Raw genomic sequence first — 22,030 nt, 5'->3', positions numbered from 1 at the left:
AATTTCGGGTGCAACAGTCACCGACGGGCGCTCCGACGGTCTTGAGAGTGGTTGCGGGAGCGCTGCACCGGGGCCGTTTGCATTCTAGAAGTCGACCTTGGTCGACTTCCTCCGAACCCCTCGCCCTCCAGGCGAGGGTCGTTCAGTTCCGAAACGAAAATCCGCGAGTGTCAACGGCCCCAGGCGCCAGCATCCGGGACTCTTGGCATGACACGAAGTTTCGCGGCTGGTCGTTTTCTGGCGGAAGCGATCGTCCCGATCCGCCGTCACATCCCAGCATTCGAGCAGGACATTCCGCCGCGGCCATTGGCGTGCCTGCGACGCCAAACAGTGATTTACGATTTCGCAACTCCCCATCTCCCGCCGTCTAGGAATCGGAAGGTTCGAACCGAACGCAGCTTCAGGCGCGTTGGGGCGGGAGGTGTTCTTTGTCGTTCGTGTCCGGAACCGGCTGTCGTCGATCGTATCGACCGGCGGCACTCACGATTGATACGGCTGCAGGGGCGGCCGTGCGAAAATCGGGGTTTGGCGCTCGAGTGACAATGGTCGTCACACTCGCAGCGTGTTCACTTTGGGCAACCCCGACCCTCGCACAGCCGGCTGGCGAGCTAGAGGCTTCTCCAGCTGCGGCCGCAACACCGCCGAAGCCGCGCCCGTCGCGGTTCGACATTGACGAGTTCGAAATCCAGGGCGCTGACAAACTCAAGCAGATCGACGTCGAGGAGGCGGTGTATCCGTTCCTGGGTCCGAACAGGAGTGCAGCCGACGTCGAGAAGGCGCGGGCCGCGCTTGAGAAAGCCTATCATGACCGAGGGTTTCAGACTGTTGGCGTCGCGGTTCCGGACCAGGATCCCGAACGCCGCGTCATCGTGCTCAAGGTGACAGAGCAGAGGATCGGGCAGGTGCGGGTCAACGGCTCGCGCTATTTCGATCTGAACCACATCAGGGACAACGCGCCGGCGGTCGCCGAAGGCAAGCTGCCGAACTTCAACGAGATCAGCAAGGACATCGTCCGCCTCAATCAATTGCCGGATCGCCGGGTGACGCCGGCGCTTCGCGCGGGCGCGACGCCGGGAACCGTCGATATCGACCTCAATGTCGAGGACAAGTTCCCGCTGCATGCCAGTGTCGAGCTGAACAATCGGAACAGCCCGAACACCAAGGATCTGCGACTGGTTTCGACGATCCATTACGATAACCTGTGGCAGCTCGGCCATTCACTCAATGTCAGTTACCAGATGGCGCCGCAGGCGCGCGATCAGGTCGAGGTGTGGTCCGGCTCCTATCTGTGGCGCCCTTACGACGAAGACCGGGTCAACATTCTCGTCTATGGCGTCGACTCCAAGAGCAGCGTCGCGACAGTCGGCGGCATCAACGTGGTTGGTCCGGGCCAGATCATCGGCACCCGGGCCATCGCGACGCTGCCGGGGCTCGACGGATTTTTTCACACCGTTTCGGCGGGCGTTGACTATAAGCACTTCGATCAATCGGTGGAGCTTGATGCCGCAAGTTCCTCGACGCCCGTGACCTATTATCCGCTGTCGATCAATTACAATGCGACGTGGCAGGGTGAAGGTTCACTCACGCAGTTCGGCGCCGGCCTGATCCATGGCGTGCGAGGCCTCGGCAGCGATCCGCTCGATTTTGACAACAAGCGCTACAAGGCGACCGGGAATTTCTCGGTGCTCAAGGCTGACCTGTCACAGACCGTGGAATTGCCGCACGGCTTCCAACTTTTCGGAAAGGCTCAGGGACAGGCCAGCGACCAGCCGCTGGTCTCCAGCGAGCAGTTCAGCGTTGGTGGGCTCGACACCGTACGGGGCTATCTCGAATCCGAGACCGTCGGAGATTATGGCGCCGCCGGCACGATCGAGCTGCGCAGTCCGGATCTGGTGGCGCTGTTCCGCGACACGTTCAAGCCGGAGACGCCAGCAGACGGGCCGCAAATCCAGCTCTTCAATGAGATGCGGCTGTTCGCGTTCGGCGACCGCGGCGTCACCGCCATCTACGAGCCGTTGCCTGAGCAGGACGACAAGTTCGATCTCGCCAGCTACGGCTTCGGTACCCGCTTTCGCGCGCTCGACTATTTCAACGGCCAGGTCGCCTACGCGATTCCGTTGATCGAACAGGCCTCCACCAAAGCGAACCACGCCCGCGTGCTGTTCCGCTTCTGGGGCGAATTCTAAAGGAACCGCACGCATGAAACTCGGTATCTCGGCGCATCTCGCGCGCTTCGCCCGGACGGCCGCTCGATGGGCTGCCTCGCGCGCCGTGATCGCGGTGGTGGTTGGCGCGGCAGCCGGCGCAGTGCTGGCGCCCGATACGGCGCGAGCATGGTGGAACGACGACTGGTCGATGCGCAAGAAGATCACGCTCGACACCAGTTCGACCGGCGCCACCATCAATGACCCGATCGGCACGGTGCCGGTGCTGGTTCGGCTTCACGTCGGCAATTTCCGCTTCGCTTCGGCCAAGGATGACGGCGCCGATCTGCGCTTCGTCGCGGGCGATGACAAGACGCCGCTCAAGCATCATGTTGAGAAGTTCGACTCGCTGCTCGGCGAGGCCTTGGTGTGGGTGCAGGTGCCCAATGTTGCCGCCGGCGCCAAAACCGAGATCTGGCTCTACTACGGCAACAAGAAGGCCGTGACCGCTTCGGACGCCAAGGGCACGTACGATCCCGATGCCCTGCTGGTCTATCATTTGGCCGAGCGCGGCACGCCCGCACAGGATTCCTCGCCCTGGGCGAACCATGCCCAAAGTGCCGGACAGCCCGCTGACGGTGCGATGATCGGCACTGGCCTGCGCCTGGATGGACGCACGCCTCTGACCATTCCTGGCACGCCGTCGCTGGCGTTCGCGGCCGGTGCGCCGTTCACGTGGTCGGCCTGGATCAAGATGGCCGCGACCCAGCCAAACGCGGTGCTTTACAGCCGCCGCGATGGTCGCAACGGCTTGGTGGTCGGGCTCGACAATGGCGCTGCTTTCGTCGAAGTCACTCGCGAGGGTGGCTCCGAGCGCAGCGTGGCGGGTGTACCGGTCCCGGCCAACACTTGGCATCACCTCGCGGTGGTCTCGACCGGATCCCAGATCGGGATCTTCGTTGATGGCCAGTCCTATGGCGGGCTTGCCGCGACGACTCCGGCGCTGGCCTCGATCGCGCTGCTGGGCGGCGATACGGCGCGGCCCGCTCCTGCCGCGGCGGTGCCCGTGTCCGCCCCCGCAGAGGCAGCACCCGACGGTGCCGCTGCTCCGGCCGCATCCGCCGACGCGGCAAACGTGGCAGCAGCTCCGGCCGCGGTCACCGCCGCGCCCGCTCCCATCGCCGCGCCTGTTGCGATGGTTGGCTTTGCCGGCGAGGTCGACGAGCTGCAGATTTCGAAAATTGCCCGGTCGGCCGGTTACGTCCGGGTACAGGCGGTCGGGCAGGGCGCCGAGGTCGGCAAGCTCCTCGCATTCAGCATCGACGAGGAGACCGCGAGCTGGCTCAGCGGCTACTTCGCGATCATCCTGAAGTCGGTGACATTCGATGGCTGGGTCATCATCGGCATCCTGATGGTGATGGCGGTCATCAGTTGGGTGGTGATGATCGACAAGACCTTCTACCTCAGCCGTCAGGCCAAAGCCAATGCGCGCTTCATGGAACGTTTCCGCGAGATGTCGGCGGATCTGACGGCGCTCGATGCGGGCGATGCTGACGAGGAGGCGGCACCCCTCGGCGATCGCATCCCGGAGCGCGACGCCGGGATGATGCGCCACGCCTCGCTCTATCGCCTCTACCATGTCGGCGCCGCCGAGCTGAAGCACCGTTTCAGGGGTGAGGAGAAGCGCCGCCTTAAAGGCGCGGCGATCGCCTCGATCCGTGCGGCGCTCGATGGCAGCTTGGTGCGGGAAACACAGCGCCTCAACCACCTCATGGTGTTGCTGACCATCGCCATTTCGGGCGGGCCGTTTCTTGGCCTGCTTGGCACCGTGGTCGGCGTTATGATCACGTTTGCGGCGATCGCCGCCTCCGGCGACGTCAACGTCAATGCCATCGCGCCGGGCATTGCCGCCGCTCTTGTGGCGACCGTCGCGGGTCTTGCCGTCGCGATCCCCGCGCTGTTTGGCTACAATTATCTCACCGTCAAGATCCGCAACCTCACCGCCGATATGCAGGTTTTCGTCGACGAGTTCGTCACGAAAACGGCTGAGGTCTATCGCGTCGACGGCTCGGATCACGCCTCTAAGCAGATCGCTGCGGAGTGAGTGATGAAGCTCCAGGATGAAGCTAAACCCTACGACGAGATCAACATCACGCCGATGTTGGACCTCGCCTACGTGCTGCTCGTGATCTTTATCATCATGACGACCGCGACCGTGCAGGGCATGAAGGTCAACCTGCCCAAAGCCTCCGCCGCGCCGAGCCTGGCGCAGCAGACCACCAAGGCGATCACGGTCACCAATGAGGGGCGGATCTTCCTCGACACTATCCCGGTGACGCTTGCCGAGCTCGAACAGCGGCTGAACCAGCAAAAGGCGTTGACCCCGGAGTTTCCGGTGGTGCTGCGCGGCGACAGCCAGACCCAATACCAGAACGTGATCGACGTTCTGGATCTGCTCGGCCGGATCGGCATCACCCAGGTCGGGATGGCCACCAAGCCCCTCGTGATGTGATCGAAGCCATGGTCAACAAACGTGACTCACGGGATTCGAGACGACGCTCCGTCGTCTTCGGCGCGGGTGCGGTGGTCGTGCTCGGCCTGATCGGCGGCAGCGTGCTGCTGCTGACCGGTGGTGAACAGGAGCCGCCGCGGCGTGTCCAGGAGTTCATGGTCGTCACCATTCCGCCACCGCCACCTCCGCCGGAAGTTCAGCCTCCGCCTGAAGCACAGATGGTGGAGCAGCCCAAGGTCACGGAGCAGGAGTTCAAGGAAGACAAGGTCGTCGAGCAGCCAAAGGACGAGGTGCCAAACGACGATACCAAGGCCGACGAGCCGCCGGGTCCGCCGGCGCTCGATGCTGACGCCAAGGGGCCGGGCGACATGGCGGCCAAAGTCGGCGGTCGTCCGATGACCGGCGGCGGTGGCGGCGGCAGCCGCTGGGGGCGATACGCCAGCATGGTGCAAGGCCAGCTTGAAGCTGCGCTGCGCTCAAATCCGAAAACCCGCAACGCGGTGATGCAGGTCCAGGTGCGGGTGTGGGCCGACAGCTCGGGGCGTATCAGCCGCATCGTGCTGGCGTCGTCGAGCGGCAACCCCGAGATCGACAACGCGATCCGCAACGAGGTGCTGGCCGGCATCGTGCTGCGCGAGCCGCCGCCGCCAGACATGCCGATGCCGATGGTCACGCGTATCACCGCACGCCGGCCGGCCTAACTGACGAATTCAAAGTCACCAACCGACGAGCACGTCAAGACACGCATTTTGTGAAGGGCTGGAGAGCGATGTTCCGGATTACACGAAACGAAGGGCGGCAGATGTCTGTGCTCGCGGTCGCCATCGGCGCCTTGGTCGCAGCAGCCCCCGCCGTTGCCCAGGACGGAAGCGCCGCTCCGAAGCGCCCCGAGGTGTCGAACGCGAGGCCGACGAGCCCGAGCGTGACCGTCAATCTGGTGAATGCGCTGGTCAAACAGGGCGTGCTGACCGAGGAGCAGGCCCAGGCGCTGATCAAGCAGGCCGAGGACGAGGCCTATGTCGCGCGCCAAGCCGCGAAAGACGCCAACACCAAGGCCGACGAGGCGGCGAAGACCGCGACCGCAGCCGCCGCGGCGGCCTCGCCCCCGGGCACCAAGCGCGTCACCTATGTTCCCGAAGTGGTGAAGAAACAGCTCCGTGAGGATCTGCGGCGCGAGGTGATGCAGCAGGCCAGGGCGGAGGGTTGGGCCTCGCCTGGCAAATATCCCGAATGGGCCTCGCGCATTCGGTTCTATGGCGATTTGCGCACGCGCTACGAGGGGCAGTTTTTTCCCGACGGCGGTTACAATGGCTACGACTTCAACGCGGTCAACATCGGCAGCGCCTATGACATCTTCAGCGTCGGAAATCCTTGGATTTCGACCTACAACGGGACAGAGGACCGCGAGCGGTTCCGGCTTAGGGCCCGGCTGGGTCTCGATGCTGATCTGAACGAGGATTTCTCCGCCGGAATGCGGATTGCGACCGGAGACAGCAACTCGCCGGTCTCCACCAATCAGACGCTTGGCGGCTCAGGCGGCAACTTCAGCAAGTATTCACTCTGGCTCGATCGTGCGTATTTGCGCTACCAGCCGGTTCAGGAGATCGCCGTTAGCGCGGGACGGTTTGACAATCCGTTCTGGACCGCAGGCGACATGGTCTGGAACAAAGATCTCGGCTTTGACGGTGCGGCGCTCAAGGCAAAGGGTGAAATCGCGCCCGGCCTGGCCGCGTTCCTCAGCGCCGGCGTGTTCCCGATCTTCAACACCTCGCTCAATGCCGGCCTCGATTATGAGTCGAACGCGACCGGCACGGACAGCGTCAAGGTCAAGAGCAACGACAAATGGCTTCAGGGTGGGCAGATCGGTCTGTCGACCATACTGGCCGATCACTGGTCCTTCACACTCGCGGGCGCGTTCTACAATTTCAGCGGCGTGCAGGGAAAGCTGTCGAGCCCGTGCGACACCTCGAACGCCAAGATGACCTGCGACACCGACCTTTACCGACCGTCCTTCGCGCAAAAGGGCAACACCTACATGGCTCTGCGCGATCCGGATCCGTCGCTGATCTCGCCGGCGAGCCAGTATCAGTATTTCGGACTCGCCAGCGAGTTCCGCCCGGTGGTGGTGTCGGCGCGGCTCGACCTGTCGCACTTCGATCCCGTTCACGTCCTATTCGACGGCGAATTCGTCAAGAACACTGCCTTCGACAGGGCGGCGGTGGCAGGCGTCGCGGTCAACAACTTTGGCCCGGACGTATACAACTCGTCGGGAACGAAGATCGCCGATGGCGGATATGAGGGCGGCGATACCGGCTGGTTCGGGCGTGTCACCGTCGGCCATCCCGAGATCAAGCAGTTGTGGGACTGGAGCGTCCATGCCGGCTACAAGTACGTCGAATCCGACGCGACCGTCGACGCCTTCACCGACTCGGACTTCGGTCTCGGCGGCACCAACCTCAAAGGCTATTTCATCGGCGCCAGTCTTGGGCTTGCGGACAACATTTCCGCTTCGATGCGGTGGCTGAGCGCAAATTCGATTGCCGATTATCCCTACGCCGTCGACGTTCTCCAGATCGATCTCAACGCGAAGTTTTGATCATGCGCCGATTGATCATGCTCCCGTTCGTCGTCCTGCTGGCATTCGCCAGCCCGGCGCACGCACAATCTGAAACCGATCGTCTGCGGGAGGCGCTTCGCAGCGCGACCGCGCAAACGCGTTCGCTGGAGGATCAGCGCACCCAATTGCAGGCCAAGGTCGCCGAAGCTGACCGCCTGCGCCAATCGATGCAGCAGCAGATCGACGCGCTGCGCACACAGCTCAAGGACGTCGAGACTGCGCATCGCACCGCGGTCGAAACTTTCAACCAACGCCTGGAAGAGCGCAACGAGACACTGGAGCGCTGGAAGGCGGCGTATGCGGAAGCTGCCGACGTCGCCCGCAGCAAGGATGGCGAGCGCGCCAAATTCGAAAGTGAATCAAAGGCGTTCAGAGCCAGCACCAAAGCCTGCGAGGCCAGGAATGAAGCGCTGGCCAAGCTCGGTCGGGAACTGCTCCAGGCCTACGACGATGTCCATTTTGGCGATGTGATTGCTGCACGCGAGCCGGTACTCGGACTCCGTCGCGTGGATGTCCAAAACATGTTGCAGGATTACAGGTCCAAGATCCGTGAACAGAAGATCAAACCATGATGTCCATGTTTCAGTGTATTTTTCTACCCAGCGCGGCGCTGCTGGTGATGGCCGGCCCTGCACTTGCTCAGACCACACCGAAACCGGCACCAGTGCCGAAACCGCTGTCGGGTCAAGCCGCCGCAGCGCCGACGCCGCTCGCACCTGCGGGCGACGTGGTCGCCCGCATCGGCGGCATCGACGTCAAGGCGAGCGAAATCCGGGCGCTGTTTACTGGCCTCGGTCCACGCGAGCAAGCCGCACTGGCGAGCGATCCGACCCTTGCCAGCCAGACCGTGCGCCTGATGCTGGCGAACCAACTCGCCCTGAAGGAAGCGCTTGCGAAGAAATGGGACCAGAAGCCGGAGGTCGTGGACCAGCTCCGACAGGTTCGTGAGGCGGCGATCGTCGAGACTTATCTGGCCTCGGTGGCGAAAGTGCCAGCCGAGTTTCCGAGTGAGCCGGACATCCGCTCGGTCTACGAGGCCAACAAGACGGCGCTGGTGGTACCGCGCGCCTTCGAGGTCTCGCAGATCTTCGTCGCCGCGGCCCGCGACAGCGACAAGGCGGTGCTGGAAACCGCCCGCAAGAAGGTGACAGAAATCCAGGCCAAGTTGAAACAGCCCGGCACTGATTTCGCCGCTGTGGCGGAGAGCGACAGCGACGTGAGGACCGCCGAGGGCGGCGGGGCGCTAGGCTGGATCACCGAGACTCAAGTCCGGCCAGAACTGCGCACCATTCTGCTCGGCTTGTCGAAAGGCGTCGTCGCCGATCCGGTGCAGCTCGACGATGGCTGGCATATCCTCAAGCTGACCGACACACGACCGGCGGCACCGGTGCCGTTCGAGGACGTTCGCGATCAGCTCGAAAAGCGAATGCGCGATGAACGCTCTGTGCAGTTGCGGCGAGCGTACTTGGGCGAGCTGCTCAAGAAGTCGCCGCCAGCGATCAATGAACTGGAACTCAACAAGGTTCTTGGTGAAGTCCTGCCAAAACCCGCCAAGCCCTGAGCCGGCACCTTACAGGAAAGTGATCCGACCATGAACGCCATATCGAACGACGGCGAAGTGATCCGTTCGGTCACGCTGTCTAGCTTGACCGAATTGCTGCAGAGCCGCGGCTATCGCGTCGAACGTGCGACCGACGCCGCTGGTGTTGAGCTGCTGCGTTCGGCAACTGGCGGTCTGGCGTTCGAGATTCGAGTGGGCTCGCTGGCGCTGGCTCCGAGCGATGCGGTGCTCGATTTCAGTTGTCACGCGGCACTGAAGGTGGAAGGCACGCTCGATGCGGCCGTGCCGAACGCCTGGAACAACAGCCGCCGCTACGCCCGGCTTCACCTGCACGGCGGTTTTCTCGTCCTGACCCAGGACGTTTCGGTCGCGGGCGGTGTCCTGCCGGGCTACGTCCTCACGCAAATGGAGATCTGGGAGCGGCTGCTGCAGGATCTGCCGGGCTTCCTGCGGACCGAAATCGCCCAGGTGAACGCCGCAGGTCCGTCAGCGATGATCGCCTCATCCACGCGAGAAGACGACGTCGCCGCGGCGTGACCATGTCCAGTGCGAGCTGGCAGGCGAGGGGCAGACCATGGTGGTCCACAAGAGCTTGAGCTGGCTGGCAAGTGCCATCGCGCGCGCGCGGATGGTGCTCGCGGGCATCTGTAGCGCCGCCGTTGCGGGCAGTTCGGCGGCGGCCGCGGCGCCCCTGCCTCAGACCCCGCCGCCGCCCGCTGGGCAATCGCGCGCGGCGCAGCCTGTGCCGCAGGCTTGGCGCATCTTCGCCGAACGGGTGCAGTCGACGTTCCAGATCGCGCTGGCCGGCGAGGGGAGCATCCAGCAGCGTATCCATGCGGTGTTCGACGATGCAGAACACAAGCCGCCGGAGGTGATCGCACGGGTGTGGATCACGCCGATCGGCACCGTGGAGCGTCTGGATCTCGAAGGTGTCGAGGGCGAATTGGCGGTCGACATCCGCTCGGTTTTGATGACGAGCGACTTCGCCGGCGGTCCGCCGCTCGACATGCCCCAGCCGCTGCGGCTTCGTCTGGCGGCAGGGCGGCAGCCGCCGAGCAGGTGAGGTCATGCGCTGTCCGATCAGGGGCCGTCAGCTTGGCGTCGTCGCGGTTGCGACGCTTTTCGTGGTGGCGGGCGCACAAGCCCAATCTCCAGCCAATGAGGAATTCACGCCGTCCGGCCACAAAACCACGCAGCGCTGCATCGAAGTTCAGATCGGCAGCGAGAAGACGCTCGACTGCTTCAACCAATTGCTCAAAGAGCAGGTCGACCGCGTCAACCCTGTCCTCAACAAGCCACCGATCGAGGCCGGCTCCCAGGATATCCGTACGGGTGTTGCGAACATTCCCGCGGTACGTCAGCAATACGGTCCCAATTTCGGGCGGTCTTTGGTGCCATATCGACCGACCAACACCTATGCATCGCCGCTTCGTTGAGGTTATGCTCGCCGAACCCCGCTCATCGATCTCTCCGCGCAGCCGCGACACTTGGCTTTTGGCGATGCCGCTCAGAGCCTGACTCAAAAGCCTGCTTGCGGGCGAGGTGAACCGCCCCGGGTTTGCCGGAGGCTCCAACTCCTGAGAAGGTGGAGCCATGAGCAAGCAGACGAGCAGCAAGTTTTCTCCTGAGGTTCGATCGCGGGCGGTGCGGATGGTGCTGGATCACGAGCGTGAGCACCCCTCGCGCTGGGCGGCGGTGGTGTCGGTCGCCACCAAGATCGGCTGCACGCCGCAGACCCTGAACGAGTGGATCCGGAAGACCGAGGTCGACGCCGGAAAGCGGGTGGGCGTGCCCAGCGACGTCGCCGAGAAGCTCAAGGCCCTGGAGCGGGAGAACCGGGAGCTGCGGCAGGCCAACGAGATCCTGCGCAAGGCGTCGGCGTATTTTGCGATGGCGGAGCTCGACCGCCGGTCCAAGACATGATCGCGTTCATCGACGATCACCGCGAGGTCCACGGGGTCGAGCCGATCTGCAAGGTGCTGCCGATCGCCCCCTCGACCTACCATGACCATGTCGCCAAGCGGGCCGATCCGGCGAAGCTCTCGGCGCGGGCAAAGCGCGACCAGGCCTTGCGTCCTGAGATTGCCCGCGTCTTCGCCGAGAACTTCGAGGTCTATGGCGCGCGCAAGGTCTGGCGGCAGATGGTGCGCGAGGGCTTCGACGTCGCGCGCTGCACCGTCGAGCGCCTGATGCAGGACATGGGATTGCGCGGCGTCATTCGCGGCAAGCCGGTGCGGACGACGGTGCCAGACAAGGCGGCGCCGTGCCCGCTCGACCACGTCAACCGGGTGTTCCATGCTCCGGCGCCAAACATGCTCTGGCTCTCCGACTTCACTTACGTCAGCACGTGGTCGGGCTTCGTCTACGTCGCCTTCGTGATCGACGCCTACGCCCGCCGCATCGTCGGCTGGCGCGTCTGCCGCACGGCGCACGCCAGCTTCGTGCTGGATGCGCTGGAGCAGGCGCTTCATGACCGGCGGCCCGCCCGCAAGGCCGGCCTGGTGCACCATTCGGATCGCGGATCGCAATACGTCAGCATCCGCTACACCGAGCGCCTGGCCGAGGCGGGCATCGAGCCCTCGGTCGGCAGCGTCGGCGACTCCTATGACAACGCGCTCGCCGAGACCATCAATGGCCTCTACAAGGCCGAGGTCATCCATCGAAAGGGCCCGTGGCGGTCGTTCGAGGCCGTCGAGTTCGCCACGCTGGAATGGGTCGACTGGTTCAACAACCGCCGCCTGCTGGCGCCGATCGGCAATATCCCGCCGGCCGAAGCCGAGGCGCGCTACTATGCCATGCTGGAAGAGACAGCGATGGCCGCGTAACTCAAGCCAAAACGCCTCCGGCAAACCCGGGGCGGTTCAGTGCGCACCAAGGGCGCGCTGTCGCCGACGACGGCGAAGACGATGGTGTTCAAGCTGGTGCAGGCGGCCTCGAAAACCTGGCGCCGCCTGAAAGGCCCAGGGCACCGAATCCGGGTTAACGCGTCCTGTGTCCGAGGACTTGAGCACAGTATTCGGGGTCCCAACCGGCGCGCTTTCGCCTGAGCCTGAGGCTTTTCTTGTCGGTGACGGCGCGTAGGAGATTGAAGGCGAAGTGGCGGACGACAGCCATGTTCCTGGCGCCGTGTCCCTTGCGCAGGCGGGACTGGTCGTCGCCGAAGGTGACGTCGAGGACCCAGTGCAGGCTGTTCTCGATCGCCCAGTGGCTTCGCACGGCCTCGGCGGCAGCGGTTGCCGAGAGCGCGGCCGAGGAGACGTAGTATCGGGTCTCGAAACGGCAGCGGTCGGCGAGCTCGGCGCGCGATGCGACGCGCACGATGGTGGCGACGTCGGGCAGCCGCAATTCGCCGGGAAAACGCCGGTCCCCCTTCAGCCAATCGACCTCGCGGGCAACCGTGACGGTGCGGCTCTCGATGCGGCCATGGCCCTTGTCGAGGTCGGTGACGCTCTCGGTCTCGGCCGCGGGCGTCTCGGCGAAGAAGCTCTCGATCTCGGCCCGCAGGGTCGGCTGGTTGGCCTTCACGGCGAGCAGATAGTCGGCCTTGGCGCCTCGGATGGCGGTGGCGATGGTCGGATTGGTGGCGATGGCGTCGATCGAGATCAGGGTGCCGTCGAGGCCGCCGGCGGCGGCGAGCCGCTCGATCAGGAGGGGGATCGCCGTGGTCTCGCTGCTCTTGTCGGCGACCGCCTCCTGGCCGAGCACCAGGCGGCGGGTGGTGGCGAACGCCGAGACGAGATGGAGCGGCGCCTTGCCGGCCCCGCGGTCGTGGCTGCGCCGCGAGGTCTTGCCGTCGATCGCCACCAGGTCCGGGCGATCCGGCCAGCTCTCCCGAACCCACGCCGTGAACGCTGCCGCGAACAGGTCCGGGTCGATGCGGTTCATCAGCAGGGTCAGCCAACGCGCCCCCGGAACCCCGTGGTGGTAGGGCAGGAAGCGGCGCAGAAACGACAGATGCGTCTCGCCCCACTCGGCGATTCCCTCGTAGTCGTCGCAGTCCGCCAAGGTGCCGCACACCACCAGTAGCAGCACCTCCGGCAGCGGGTGAGCCACCCGCCACGCCTCGCGTGGGTCCTCGATCACCGACAGGTGGTCGAGCAGCACCTTCAGGCGCGACTTCTCAGGGACAAGCAGGGCATCAAGGCTCAGGCCATCAAGGCTCATGGCGGGGCTCCGAATCGAGGCCCCTCATCGAATCAGACCTTCCGCAACCCCGAAACCGCCGTTAACCCGAGTTCGGCGCCCTGCTGAAAGGCCAGAATCAGTTGCCCAAGCTGGTCGAGGGTGTCAGATTCGCCGACGGGTACGAGGTCACCGACACGTCGTCCACAAACGCCGCCTGATCGCCCGTCACCCAGTTTCCAGCAGAGCTCCTTGTCGATCGTGCAGGATTTCCATCACTATGCCGTGCCGCATGGTGCTCGAAAGTTAGTGATGTTCAACGTTCGCTCGCAGACCAGCTTTGGTCGATCCTTTGGTTGAACTGTCGTTGACAATAGGCGGCGCTAGGATTTGCAGATCAGATCTTGCAACAGCGAGTCTGCCAAGAATTCCTCGGGGATTGCGACCCGATATTGTTGCATGGCCGTCGTCAATGCTCCATCCCAATGTGCTGTGACCGGCTTACCCTGCAGCGGCTGTCCAAAGCGTGAGATCTTTGCGGCCGCGGCGGCGTAGTCAGCGGCGCTGAAGCGCCACGGTTCGGCCCTGTGCTCACGCATGAGTTGGTTGCCGATGTGCAATCCGGGCCAATCGAAATCGCCATGATAGCGAAGTCGCGCGCCCGCTTCGCTCAGCTGGAGCAACAGGCATCGCTGCGCGGCCGCGGGCATGCCCTCGGTACAGACCAGCGGCGCGCAGTCGGAACCCCAATGATCCGCGGCGATCGCAACCAGATTGGGATTTTCGCAGACATAGACGGTGCGGTTGGCCACGTCCCAGGCGGGCCGCGCGCGCAGCAGCGATCGCAATGATGCGTAGCTCGGCTCGCCCGTTGGCCGGTGATCGTTCTGCGGGCCGCGGGTCGGCAGGTTCAGGAACAGCACCGGCCGCGCCAACTCATTGACCAGGATGCCGGCTCTAGCCCAGATCTCGCGGGCGCGCTCCACGCTGGCGTTGCGTTCGAAACTGCCATTTGCCGCGGCGTCAATTTGCGCGTCGTCATCGCCGTCGCGGGATTGCGGCGCAAGCCGACGCAAAACCGCGAGCACCAGCGCCGCGGTGGCTTGGCCGCTGTCGAGCGCATGGGCATCGCCGAGCACGTCGGCGGCCAATTGCGAACGGGTGAGGCCCTGCGCAGGCAGCCGTTGCAACACCGCCTCGGCGCGGCGACACAGTTCGACAGCCGTCGCAGCATTCTGTCTTGCAAGACGCTTGATCAGTCCGATGCCGGCCGGTGTCTGGAGCAGTTCAACGAGGCCGGGGTGATCGCAGCCAGCGACCACATCCGACCACAGCGTTTGTCGCGCGAGGCGTGCGTTGGCGAGGTGGGTGATCGGGCCGTCGAGCTGTTCCAGCGCATCGCGCAGCGAAGCGGCGATTCCGGCGTTTTGGAACGCGGCATCGAGCACGCGAAGGTCGATCTGCAACGAGCCGGAGTAGCGCTGCGGGCGGCCGAGCAATGCTGCGAGCGCGGCGTGCTCCTGCGCGGTCAGCCTGTCGACGCGGAAGCTTTCGACGGCGGCGTCGAACGCGTGGCGTTCGAAGCGCCGGCGCAACCGCTTGCGTAGCGCGGCGAGATGCTCGCCGCCGAGCAGGCGCTGGAGCCGCGCATCGGCCGCGGATCTCATGTCGGCGCGAACCTGCGGTCGGGATCGTCGTCGCGGAGCTTGGCGCGGCCGTCCCAGTTCCAGCGCGAGACGAACACCGCCTCGATGCCTTCGCGGCGCTGCAACTGGCAGATCGCGACGCCGGGCAGTTCGGCGTAGCAGCCCCATTCGCGTTCGCTTGTGATGACGAAGTCGAGGTCGAATTCCCGGATCAGCCCCATGCAATGCGCGCGGGCGGAATCGTCGATCCCGGCGAAGGCTTCGTCGAGCAGCATCAGCCGCGGCGCCAGCGCCGAGCTGCCCTGGCCGTAGAAGCTGGCGACCGCGGCGAACAGCGGCACGGTAAGGCCGAGCGCGCGTTCGCCGCTGGAGGCCGGGCCGGAGAGCTTGCGCCAATGCCCGTCCTGCCAGCGCTCGACGCGGAAACGGTGCCAGCGCCGATAATCCAGCGCGCGGGCGAGTTGCTCGATCAGGCTGCCGCTGCCGTCCCTGCCGAAGCCCAGATCGGTGCGCTCGCGCTCGGCAGCGATGCGTTGCTGCAACATCGCGCCGACGACGCGGCGATCTTCCGCCGACCAGAGATCCGCGCTGGTGTTCAGCAGCCGCTTGCGCGCGGCGTCGAGCCCGACCGGGGCGCCTTCTTCTTCCGGCAGCGGCTGCCACAGCAGCCGATAGCGCACGCCGGTGGAGGTCGGGCGGCTGTGTAGTTCCTTGTTGATGGCGTCGCGCTGGGCTTCGGCGGCCTGCAGCAGGCGCTGCACCTCGGAGGCGATCTCGGCCTGCAAATGGTTTTCCAGCACGGCGCGTTCGTTGGCGGTGAGCAGTTCGCTGCGTTGCGCGATTTCCTCGGCGAGCCGCACCGCCAGCCGAGCCGGCGGTTCGGGTCGGTTCTGGTAGACGATGTGGACGGTCAGTCCCCAGTCGGTGGTTTCGGCCTGGGCCTGGTGGCCGAGCGCGCTGAGCGCGCGCTGCAATTCGGTGAGGTCGGTGGCCATCTCCCGCTGCACCCGCGCCCAGCTTTCCTCGTCGTCCTTGCGTTCGGACAGCGCCTGTTCGGCCCGGCGCGCCAGCGTCAGCGCGGGATCGATCGTCCATGCGCTGGCCATATCGGGTAGTTCTGCTTGCGGTAGCGCCGCTGACAGCAGCCCGGTGGCGGCAAAATGCTGGAACCTGGCGATCGCTTCGGCGCGCGCGTCGCTGCGTTCGGCGAAAGCCGTCTCCGCAGTCGCGGATTTTTCGCCAGCGACCGCGCTGGCCTTGCCGCAGTTGATCAGGGCTTCGCGCGCCAATTTCAATGCGTCATCGCCCGCTTCGACGGCGGCGACGGCCTCGGCCAATTGGCGTTGCAACTCCTCGACCATCGCGCCGACGGTGTCGCGCAACACGTCGAGCCGGGTCGCGGCCTCTTCCGCCTCGATGCGGGCCGTCGCCAGTTGCTCTTGCTTGGTCGCGAGGTCTTTGCGCGCCTCGTTTTCGCGGTCGCGTTGCCGCTGCAGGTCGGGCAGCGCCAGGCGCAATTCGTGAGCGGCTTGCCCGAGGCGGAGCTGGGCGTCGTGATAATGGTTCAGCGCCGCCTCGATCGCCGGCAAGTCGGCGGGCAACACCGGCAGTCGCAGGTCGGCGGCATCCGCGGCAAGCCGCTGCCTCACCGTCTGCAACGCCTGCTCGGCCTCGCGGCACCGCGCATTGGCCTCGCCCAGTCGTCGCAGGGCGTCTTGCGCCTCGCGCGCGCAGGCTGCGGCGGCGAGATGGGCATGGCGCAACGCCTCGTCGGTGGGCGCCAGGCGCCATTCCTCGGCGGCCCGATCCTGGTCGCGCGTGAGCTGCGCGGCCATCGCCTGCAAGGCCGCGAGTTCTTCGGCGATCAGTGTCAGGCGCTCGGCAATCTTGGTCAGCCGCCGGATGCGGGCTGCGGCGCGGGCGGCATAGCCGATATAGACCGCCGCCGGCTTGTCCCAGGCGCCGGCCAGCGCGCCGAGGCGAAAGCGGCCGTCGGGGGCGATCCAGGCTTCGCTGTCGATCGGATCGGTGTCCGCGCAGGCGATGCCAGACAGAATGCCATCGACGATGGCGGCCGGCACCGTGCCATCCGCCGGCACATCGGCCTGCAGCCAATCGCCGAGCGATTGCGAATACGGCGAACGCGGCAAGATTTGCGTGTCGTGCAACGGCATGCCGCCGTCGCCGGTCTGCAGCTCGCCGTCGGGCGAAATCCACGCGTCGAGCAGGCCGGCGGCTTCGAGCGCGGCTTCGAGGCCGGCGCACTGCGGCGCGGTGACGGTGTCGCGGAAATCCACCAAGTGCCAAAGCGGCGCGCCCGCGCGCGCAATCCGGGTATTGGCATCGCGTGTCGCTGGCTGCTGCGGCGCCGTATCGATGCCGGCTTGCAGCCGGCGATGTTCGTCATCGAGGGTGCTGCGCTCGGTTTCCAAGCTGTCGCGCTGGGCGTCGAGCGTGACGCGGCGCTGCGCAAAATTCACGCTGGCCTGCTGTTGCGCGGCCTGCAATTCTTGCCGCGCCGGATTGTCGCCCTGCAGGGCGACCACCCAGTCGGCGAGCGCCGTCAGCGCCGCGAGGCCGTCGTCGGGGTCGATGCGCAATTGCGTCAGGCCGGCGAAGTGGCGCTCCCAATCCTGGACGAGGTTTTGGCCCTGCCGCTCCACGGCGGCATCGGCCTGCTCGCGTCGGTTCGCCGCGGCTTCGGCGGCGTCCTGTCGCTCGTCGCGTGCCGCTTGTTGTTGCGTATATAGAGTTTCGGCCGCGGCGACCTCCGCCTGGCGCTGCCGCAACACGGCGATCTGGTCGCGTCGTTCGGCGACCAAAGCGCCAAGCTCGGAGCGCGCGGCCTCGAAGGCGTACGGCGTCAACTCGGCGAGTGCCGCGGCCTCGCAGCTTGCCAGCGGATTGCCGCCATGGGCCGCGGCAATGCCCGCGGTTGCGGCATGAGCGGCGCCGTCCCGGCGCAGTTCGGCGACCTGACGTTCGGCCCGCGTCATGCGTTGCGCCGCCTGTTCGGTTTCGCCGACACTACGCGTCAGCCGGCGCGTCGCCTCGTCGGCCGCCGTGGCGCCGGCCTGCGCTGCGCGCTGCCGCGCCGCGGCGTCGCGCGCCGCGGTTTCGAGCCGGTTGGCGTCCTCCATCCCCGGGCCGCTGCGCAGGGTTTCCAGCCGCGCCTGGTCGCGCTTGAGCGCAAGGTCCGCCTCGTCGTGCGCGTTCTGCGCGAGCGCTTCGGTGGCCAGCGCTTGCGCCAGCCGCTCCTGCGCCTCGCCGCGCGCCCGGCTGGCATTGTCGAATTCGGTTTGCGCTTGGCGCAGCGCCCGAGCCTGGCGCCGGGTCTGGGTGCCGGCATAGATCCGGTAGCGCTGCTCGAAACGGTCGATGGCTTTCGCCAGCGTCTGGTATTCCTCGAGTTGGCGGCGATCCTCCTCTAACTGGCCGAGTGCCTCGGCGACATCGCCGAGCAGTTCGGTCGGCAGTGGCGGCAACGCTTCGGTCAGCGCATTCGACAGCGCGGTCTCGTCCGGTTTCTTCGACAATTGCGGCTGGCGCAACTGGATCAGCGTATCCATCAAGGCGTCGTAGCGCCGGACGCCGAGCCGAAACAGCCGCTCGTCGACGGCGCGCCGATAGCTCGAGGCGGTGTCGAACAGCTGGCCGCGGCCCTGCAGCGCGTCGCGCAGCCGCTCCTTGGTCAGCACGTTGCGCTGCTCGCTGATCAGCCAAAGATCCTGGTTGAGCCGCGGCGCGCCGTCGCTATCGTCGAGCACGAAATACCAGCTGTCGACCTGCGGGCGGGCCGCGACCGCGGAAAGCCCGGCGCCGAGCGTGAGATAATGCGGCGTGCCGTCGTCGGCGAGCCGACCGAACTCGATCCAGGCATAGCCGGTGCGCCGGTCGTAGCTGCTCATCAGCAGGTTCCAGGCCATCTTCTTGCTGCTGTCGCCGTCCGGCTCGACCCGCGACGATTTGAGCTGCGCGTCGAGCAGGAAGGGCAGGGTCAGCGACAGCACCTTGGATTTGCCGGTGCCGTTGTTGCCGCGCAGCAGCAGGTGGCCGTCGCGAAACCAGAACTCCTCGCTGTCGTAATGGAATAGCTCCACCAGGCCGAGCCGCAGCGGCTGCCAGCGCGGCCGCGTCGGGATCGGCAGCGCGGGTCTTGCGGTCTCAGCAAGAAACGAAGTCGGGCGGTCGTTCATGGCGATCCGAACCGATGCTTGGCGGCGACGGCTCCGTCGCGCGGTTCACGGGCGTCGCGGATTTCGGCGTCGCCGAGCGCGAAGCGCGCCAGCGCCGGCAGCGGCTGTACCGTGTCGGCATCTCGGACGATGAGGTGGAGTTTTTCCAGCCGTTCGATCGCGATCGCGGCGAGTTCGCGTTCGGCGCCGGGCTCGCGCGCCGATTTGCGCCAGTAGCGGCCGAACTTGGTCTTGGCGTCGCGCAGGAAGGCGATGATGTCGTGCGCCGGGGTGAATGCCGCCGCTGCCGGCGCCGCAGTGGTGGCGTCGGCCAGGCGCGATCTGTAACTGCGGGCCAAATATTCCGCGACCAGCAGCGTGGCGTGGGCGTCGGTGCCTTCGGCGGGCATCGCCACGTCGGTCAGCACGCCGGTTTCGTCGACCAGCGCCAGCCCTTCGGCGCGTTGTTCGGCCACCAGGCCCGCGGCGTCGCACAAGCGCGCTGCCATGGTGCCGCGCTGATTGACGAAATAGCCGCGGGCGTCGGGGTCCAGCGTGTCGAGATAGACCACGGGATCGTCGAGCAGCCGGCGGGCGAGGTGGTGGCGCAGCGCGGTGCGCCGGCCCTCGTCGCTGTCCGCCACGTGCTCGTCGACCAGCGCATGCAGCCGCTGGTCGAGCGTGACCGGCGCGTCTTCCGGTCGAAAGGTCGACGGCCCGCGCACCGCCGCCAGCATGCCGGCGAGCGCGCGGCGCTGCACGTCGTAAAGTGCGTCGGCCTGATCGCCGCCGGCCTGCACGAAGGCCTCTTCGTCGCCGGCGACGCGCGCCAGCACCCCCAGTTCCAGCAGCGTGCGGCAGACCGCCACCAGTTCGCGCCGCTCATGCGGGGCGCCGAGCGTGAAGCGGAAGTCCGACGCCGCCAGCGCCGGGTCGGCGGCCAATTGCAGCAGCCGCTCGCCCAGCAGCCGCAGCGTGATCTGCGGGTCGGCGCGTTCCAGCACCGCGCAGGCGAGACACAGCAGCACATAGCGGCGGCGATCGTAGCCGGGCAGGCCGCGCATCGTGCTGCCGAGGTCGGCCGGCCGCTTGGAAAGGCGGGCGCCCTCATGTTCGATCTGCAGCGGCCAGCCGGTTTCGCGCGCGAACCAGTCGCGTAGCGCGTCGGCCTGGCGGCGGATGGCGGGAAAATCCTCGTGCTCCGGACTCATCAGCGGTGTCATCAGCAACGCGCGCACCGCGCTGCGAAACTCCTCGCGCTGGAAACGCTGCTGTTGTTGACCGATGCTGCGACTGTCCCTGGACCTTTCAGAGCTGGGCTTCATCGGCGTCTCGTGTCGGCGTGATGGTGATCAGATGGTCGCGCCCGGAAAACACGCCGAGCGGCGTGTCGATGCGGGCGCGACTGTCCGGCGCCAGCGGCGTCAGGCTGATATGCAACAGCCCGTCGCCGGTCTGCCGCTCCGCGGTGGCGTCCGGTCCGGCCTGTTCGGTCAACGCTTCGCCGAGCAGTCCGAGGAAAAGCCCGAAGGCGTGACGGTCGAGTTCGCCGAGGTCGGACAGCCGGGTGGGATGGCCGGTGGCAAGGCGCCGGCGCGCCGCCTCGACCTGCTGCGATTCCTCGGCGAGTTCGCGCGCCAGCTGGGCGCGCGCGTCGGCGCGGTCGCGCACCCGGGCCAACGGGCCGCGCGGCGCCGCTTCGCCATATTCGCGCAGCCGCGGGTGAATCCGCAAAGCCGGCGCGTCGGCCCAGCGCGTGCTGGCCGGCAGCTCAGCGTCGGCGTCGGGATTGAGTGAAAAATGCCGCGCCGGATTGAGCGCGAAGGCGGCGCGCGCCAGCCGATGCGTCTCGCCATCGTCGGCGCAGCCGGCGAACCACAGCGAGAGCATGCGAAAATCCGCGGAGCGATCGCTGCGGCCGCTGCGGCGCTCGTTCAGCGCGGCGATCGCGCCGAGCAATTGCGGGATCGCCGACCTGGCGCGCGCCCGCAACAATTCGGCCTGCGACGGCTCATGGCCGGTGCGAAAGAACCAGCCGCGCAGGCCTTTCCAACGTTCGCGCCAGGCATTCCAGGATCGGGTTTGCGAATCGATCCGCTCCTGGGCATCGCCCGGCGCGGCATCGCGGGCCTCGCGCGCGGCCACCTGCTGCAACATCGCGTCGATGCTCGGCTCCAATGCGAGAATGAGCCCGGCGATCATGTCGGAGCGGCGCACCAGATCGCCGATGAAGCGCTCCAGATAGTCGATCAGCCGTCGCTTGTAGTTCGCCACCGCATTTTCTTCGGCCTGCTGCAGTTCGATGCTGCGCGCCACCCCGGCCATGAACGCTTGCGCGTTGTCGGCAAGGCTCTCGAAAACCCGCACCAGATCCCGCAGTGTCGCGTGGATTTTTGCGGCGTCCGGTTCGGTCTCGTCGGCCAGCGCCTTCATCGCCTGCAATCGGCTGGCGATGTCTTCGAGCGCCACGGTTTGCAGCTCGGCGCGGCGTTGCAGGGTTTGCACGAACAGCGCCAGCGCCGATTCCACGGCTTCGCCGCCCTGCGACAGCCGGTAGAGCAGGCGCGCCCGGTAGAAATCGTTCAGGCTGGAAACCCGCGCCGTATCATGATGCGATTCCAGATTACCCCAGGCCGAAAGCTGGCTCAGCGCGGCGTTGACGTCCTCGATGCGCGGCGTTTGTCCGTCCGGCCATCGGGCTTCGGCCAAGACTTCGTCGGGCCGCAGTTGCAGGCGATATTGTCGTTTGGCCGCAGCGAACACGTCCATGATGCAGCGATAGAACGCCGACTTTTCGGCGCTCACATGCCTGAACAGCTCGGCTGAATCGCTGACGGCTGGCATCGGATGTTTCCAGATGGCCCTGGACTGCAGATATCGATCGGCGCGACAGGTTAGCGCATTTGCGCCTTTGTTCCAGCCCTATCGGATTCCGCCGATGGTGTCAGGAATTGCGCAGGGCCGGTCTACCGTCCGCGTGGCTGCGCTCGGTGCGGCCGCGCACGGCCGCGAACAAATCCGACAGCGACAAAAACCGCGTGTCCGCCGGCTGGGAATGCCATCTTGAGGCCTATCGGCCATTCCGCTCGCCGCGGGTCACGGCCACCCGATAGCCGTTCCGTCTCTCACGCGCGGCATCCGTCACCTCCACCTGGGCCATGGCTCGTCTCGATGACGGGCGCCGGAAGCGTTTCTCCCGACCTCAGCACGTCACGGAAAACGGGTCGAACTCTGACTCAAATATTGTGGAGGG

At 66.1% G+C, this 22,030-nt stretch carries 16 protein-coding genes, 1 pseudogene and 1 other annotated feature; of the genes and pseudogenes, 12 read left to right on the top strand and 5 right to left on the bottom strand.

The annotated features are described in order from the left end of the window. Positions 1-542 precede the first annotated feature (542 nt). The 12 genes and pseudogenes from BVIR_RS09065 to BVIR_RS17415 form a co-directional block, all read left to right on the top strand. A complete protein-coding gene (locus tag BVIR_RS09065) occupies positions 543-2,186 on the top strand; it encodes a ShlB/FhaC/HecB family hemolysin secretion/activation protein (RefSeq protein WP_082416883.1) in 1,644 nt (547 codons plus the stop codon). A 13-nt stretch (positions 2,187-2,199) separates the two neighbouring features. Then, positions 2,200-4,248, top strand: coding sequence for a DUF2341 domain-containing protein (locus BVIR_RS09060; RefSeq protein ID WP_055037382.1), 2,049 nt, complete (start codon positions 2,200-2,202; stop codon positions 4,246-4,248). A 3-nt stretch (positions 4,249-4,251) separates the two neighbouring features. Then, the gene (locus BVIR_RS09055) at positions 4,252-4,656 is read left to right on the top strand and encodes an ExbD/TolR family protein (RefSeq protein WP_055037381.1); all 405 of its coding nucleotides are present in this window, start codon (positions 4,252-4,254) and stop codon (positions 4,654-4,656) included. Next, the gene (locus BVIR_RS09050; protein WP_236823581.1) at positions 4,653-5,357 is read left to right on the top strand and encodes a TonB C-terminal domain-containing protein; all 705 of its coding nucleotides are present in this window, start codon (positions 4,653-4,655) and stop codon (positions 5,355-5,357) included. The genes BVIR_RS09055 and BVIR_RS09050 overlap by 4 nt, the downstream gene beginning before the upstream one ends. 101 nt (positions 5,358-5,458) lie before the next feature. Next, complete coding sequence (locus tag BVIR_RS09045) at positions 5,459-7,252, top strand: putative porin (protein WP_236823580.1); 1,794 nt, start codon at positions 5,459-5,461, stop codon at positions 7,250-7,252. 2 nt (positions 7,253-7,254) lie between these two features. Further along, positions 7,255-7,845 carry a hypothetical protein gene (locus BVIR_RS09040; RefSeq protein ID WP_055037379.1) on the top strand — a complete coding sequence of 197 codons (591 nt, stop codon included), beginning with the start codon at positions 7,255-7,257 and terminating at the stop codon, positions 7,843-7,845. Continuing rightward, positions 7,842-8,834, top strand: a complete 993-nt coding sequence (locus BVIR_RS09035) for a peptidylprolyl isomerase (protein ID WP_145912012.1) — start codon at positions 7,842-7,844, stop codon at positions 8,832-8,834. The genes BVIR_RS09040 and BVIR_RS09035 overlap by 4 nt, the downstream gene beginning before the upstream one ends. 30 nt (positions 8,835-8,864) lie before the next feature. After that, positions 8,865-9,371 (top strand): YbjN domain-containing protein, encoded by a 507-nt coding sequence (locus tag BVIR_RS09030; RefSeq protein ID WP_055037378.1) that lies wholly within the window; start codon positions 8,865-8,867, stop codon positions 9,369-9,371. Between the two features lie 37 nt (positions 9,372-9,408). Further along, positions 9,409-9,897, top strand: a complete 489-nt coding sequence (locus BVIR_RS09025) for a hypothetical protein (protein WP_055037377.1) — start codon at positions 9,409-9,411, stop codon at positions 9,895-9,897. Positions 9,898-9,901: 4 nt separating this feature from the next. After that, complete coding sequence (locus tag BVIR_RS17200) at positions 9,902-10,270, top strand: hypothetical protein (protein ID WP_236823579.1); 369 nt, start codon at positions 9,902-9,904, stop codon at positions 10,268-10,270. A 157-nt stretch (positions 10,271-10,427) separates the two neighbouring features. Beyond that, a protein-coding gene (locus BVIR_RS09010; RefSeq protein ID WP_145911955.1) for an IS3 family transposase occupies positions 10,428-11,659 on the top strand; the annotation gives its coding sequence in 2 pieces (ribosomal slippage) (positions 10,428-10,719 and positions 10,719-11,659; 1,233 coding nt in all). Then, positions 10,712-10,828 (top strand) — a sequence feature (AL1L pseudoknot). Its footprint overlaps the gene before it by 117 nt. 27 nt (positions 11,660-11,686) lie before the next feature. Beyond that, positions 11,687-11,881: pseudogene (locus tag BVIR_RS17415) on the top strand (IS256 family transposase); the annotation flags it as partial. Here BVIR_RS17415 and BVIR_RS09005 read toward each other — a convergent pair. The 5 genes from BVIR_RS09005 to BVIR_RS08985 form a co-directional block, all read right to left on the bottom strand. Continuing rightward, positions 11,814-12,998, bottom strand: coding sequence for an ISAs1 family transposase (locus BVIR_RS09005; RefSeq protein WP_055036564.1), 1,185 nt, complete (start codon positions 12,996-12,998; stop codon positions 11,814-11,816). The pseudogene BVIR_RS17415 and the gene BVIR_RS09005 overlap by 68 nt on opposite strands. A gap of 341 nt (positions 12,999-13,339) precedes the next feature. Beyond that, entirely contained in the window at positions 13,340-14,623 is a 1,284-nt protein-coding gene (locus tag BVIR_RS17120) for a TIGR02679 family protein (protein ID WP_055037376.1), read from the bottom strand. Next, positions 14,620-18,798: a TIGR02680 family protein gene (locus tag BVIR_RS17115; RefSeq protein WP_055037375.1), complete on the bottom strand. Its 4,179-nt coding sequence runs from the start codon at positions 18,796-18,798 to the stop codon at positions 14,620-14,622. The genes BVIR_RS17120 and BVIR_RS17115 overlap by 4 nt, the downstream gene beginning before the upstream one ends. After that, positions 18,795-20,102: a TIGR02678 family protein gene (locus BVIR_RS08990; protein ID WP_055037374.1), complete on the bottom strand. Its 1,308-nt coding sequence runs from the start codon at positions 20,100-20,102 to the stop codon at positions 18,795-18,797. The genes BVIR_RS17115 and BVIR_RS08990 overlap by 4 nt, the downstream gene beginning before the upstream one ends. Further along, entirely contained in the window at positions 20,086-21,621 is a 1,536-nt protein-coding gene (locus tag BVIR_RS08985; RefSeq protein ID WP_055037373.1) for a TIGR02677 family protein, read from the bottom strand. Before BVIR_RS08985 ends, BVIR_RS08990 begins: the two co-directional genes overlap by 17 nt. Between the last annotated feature and the right edge of the window lie 409 nt (positions 21,622-22,030).

It is taken from the genome of Blastochloris viridis (genome assembly GCF_001402875.1).
GTDB classification, from domain to species: Bacteria; Pseudomonadota; Alphaproteobacteria; order Rhizobiales; family Xanthobacteraceae; genus Blastochloris; species Blastochloris viridis.
Note: the sequence above shows the minus strand (reverse complement) of the source record. Positions and strands in the feature narration are given on the sequence as shown.

What these genes read in the sequence shown, in the direction of transcription:
- BVIR_RS09060 (WP_055037382.1), top strand. Translation starts at nt 2,200, where the DNA reads ATGAAACTCGGTATCTCGGCGCATCTCGCGCGCTTCGCCCGGACGGCC.
- BVIR_RS09040 (WP_055037379.1), top strand. Translation starts at nt 7,255, where the DNA reads ATGCGCCGATTGATCATGCTCCCGTTCGTCGTCCTGCTGGCATTCGCC.
- BVIR_RS09045 (WP_236823580.1), top strand. Translation starts at nt 5,459, where the DNA reads ATGTCTGTGCTCGCGGTCGCCATCGGCGCCTTGGTCGCAGCAGCCCCC.
- BVIR_RS09065 (WP_082416883.1), top strand. Translation starts at nt 543, where the DNA reads ATGGTCGTCACACTCGCAGCGTGTTCACTTTGGGCAACCCCGACCCTC.
- BVIR_RS17115 (WP_055037375.1), bottom strand. Translation starts at nt 18,798, where the DNA reads ATGAACGACCGCCCGACTTCGTTTCTTGCTGAGACCGCAAGACCCGCG.
- BVIR_RS17200 (WP_236823579.1), top strand. Translation starts at nt 9,902, where the DNA reads ATGCGCTGTCCGATCAGGGGCCGTCAGCTTGGCGTCGTCGCGGTTGCG.
- BVIR_RS09030 (WP_055037378.1), top strand. Translation starts at nt 8,865, where the DNA reads ATGAACGCCATATCGAACGACGGCGAAGTGATCCGTTCGGTCACGCTG.
- BVIR_RS08985 (WP_055037373.1), bottom strand. Translation starts at nt 21,621, where the DNA reads ATGCCAGCCGTCAGCGATTCAGCCGAGCTGTTCAGGCATGTGAGCGCC.
- BVIR_RS08990 (WP_055037374.1), bottom strand. Translation starts at nt 20,102, where the DNA reads ATGAAGCCCAGCTCTGAAAGGTCCAGGGACAGTCGCAGCATCGGTCAA.
- BVIR_RS09005 (WP_055036564.1), bottom strand. Translation starts at nt 12,998, where the DNA reads ATGAGCCTTGATGGCCTGAGCCTTGATGCCCTGCTTGTCCCTGAGAAG.
- BVIR_RS09025 (WP_055037377.1), top strand. Translation starts at nt 9,409, where the DNA reads ATGGTGGTCCACAAGAGCTTGAGCTGGCTGGCAAGTGCCATCGCGCGC.
- BVIR_RS09035 (WP_145912012.1), top strand. Translation starts at nt 7,842, where the DNA reads ATGATGTCCATGTTTCAGTGTATTTTTCTACCCAGCGCGGCGCTGCTG.
- BVIR_RS09055 (WP_055037381.1), top strand. Translation starts at nt 4,252, where the DNA reads ATGAAGCTCCAGGATGAAGCTAAACCCTACGACGAGATCAACATCACG.
- BVIR_RS17120 (WP_055037376.1), bottom strand. Translation starts at nt 14,623, where the DNA reads ATGAGATCCGCGGCCGATGCGCGGCTCCAGCGCCTGCTCGGCGGCGAG.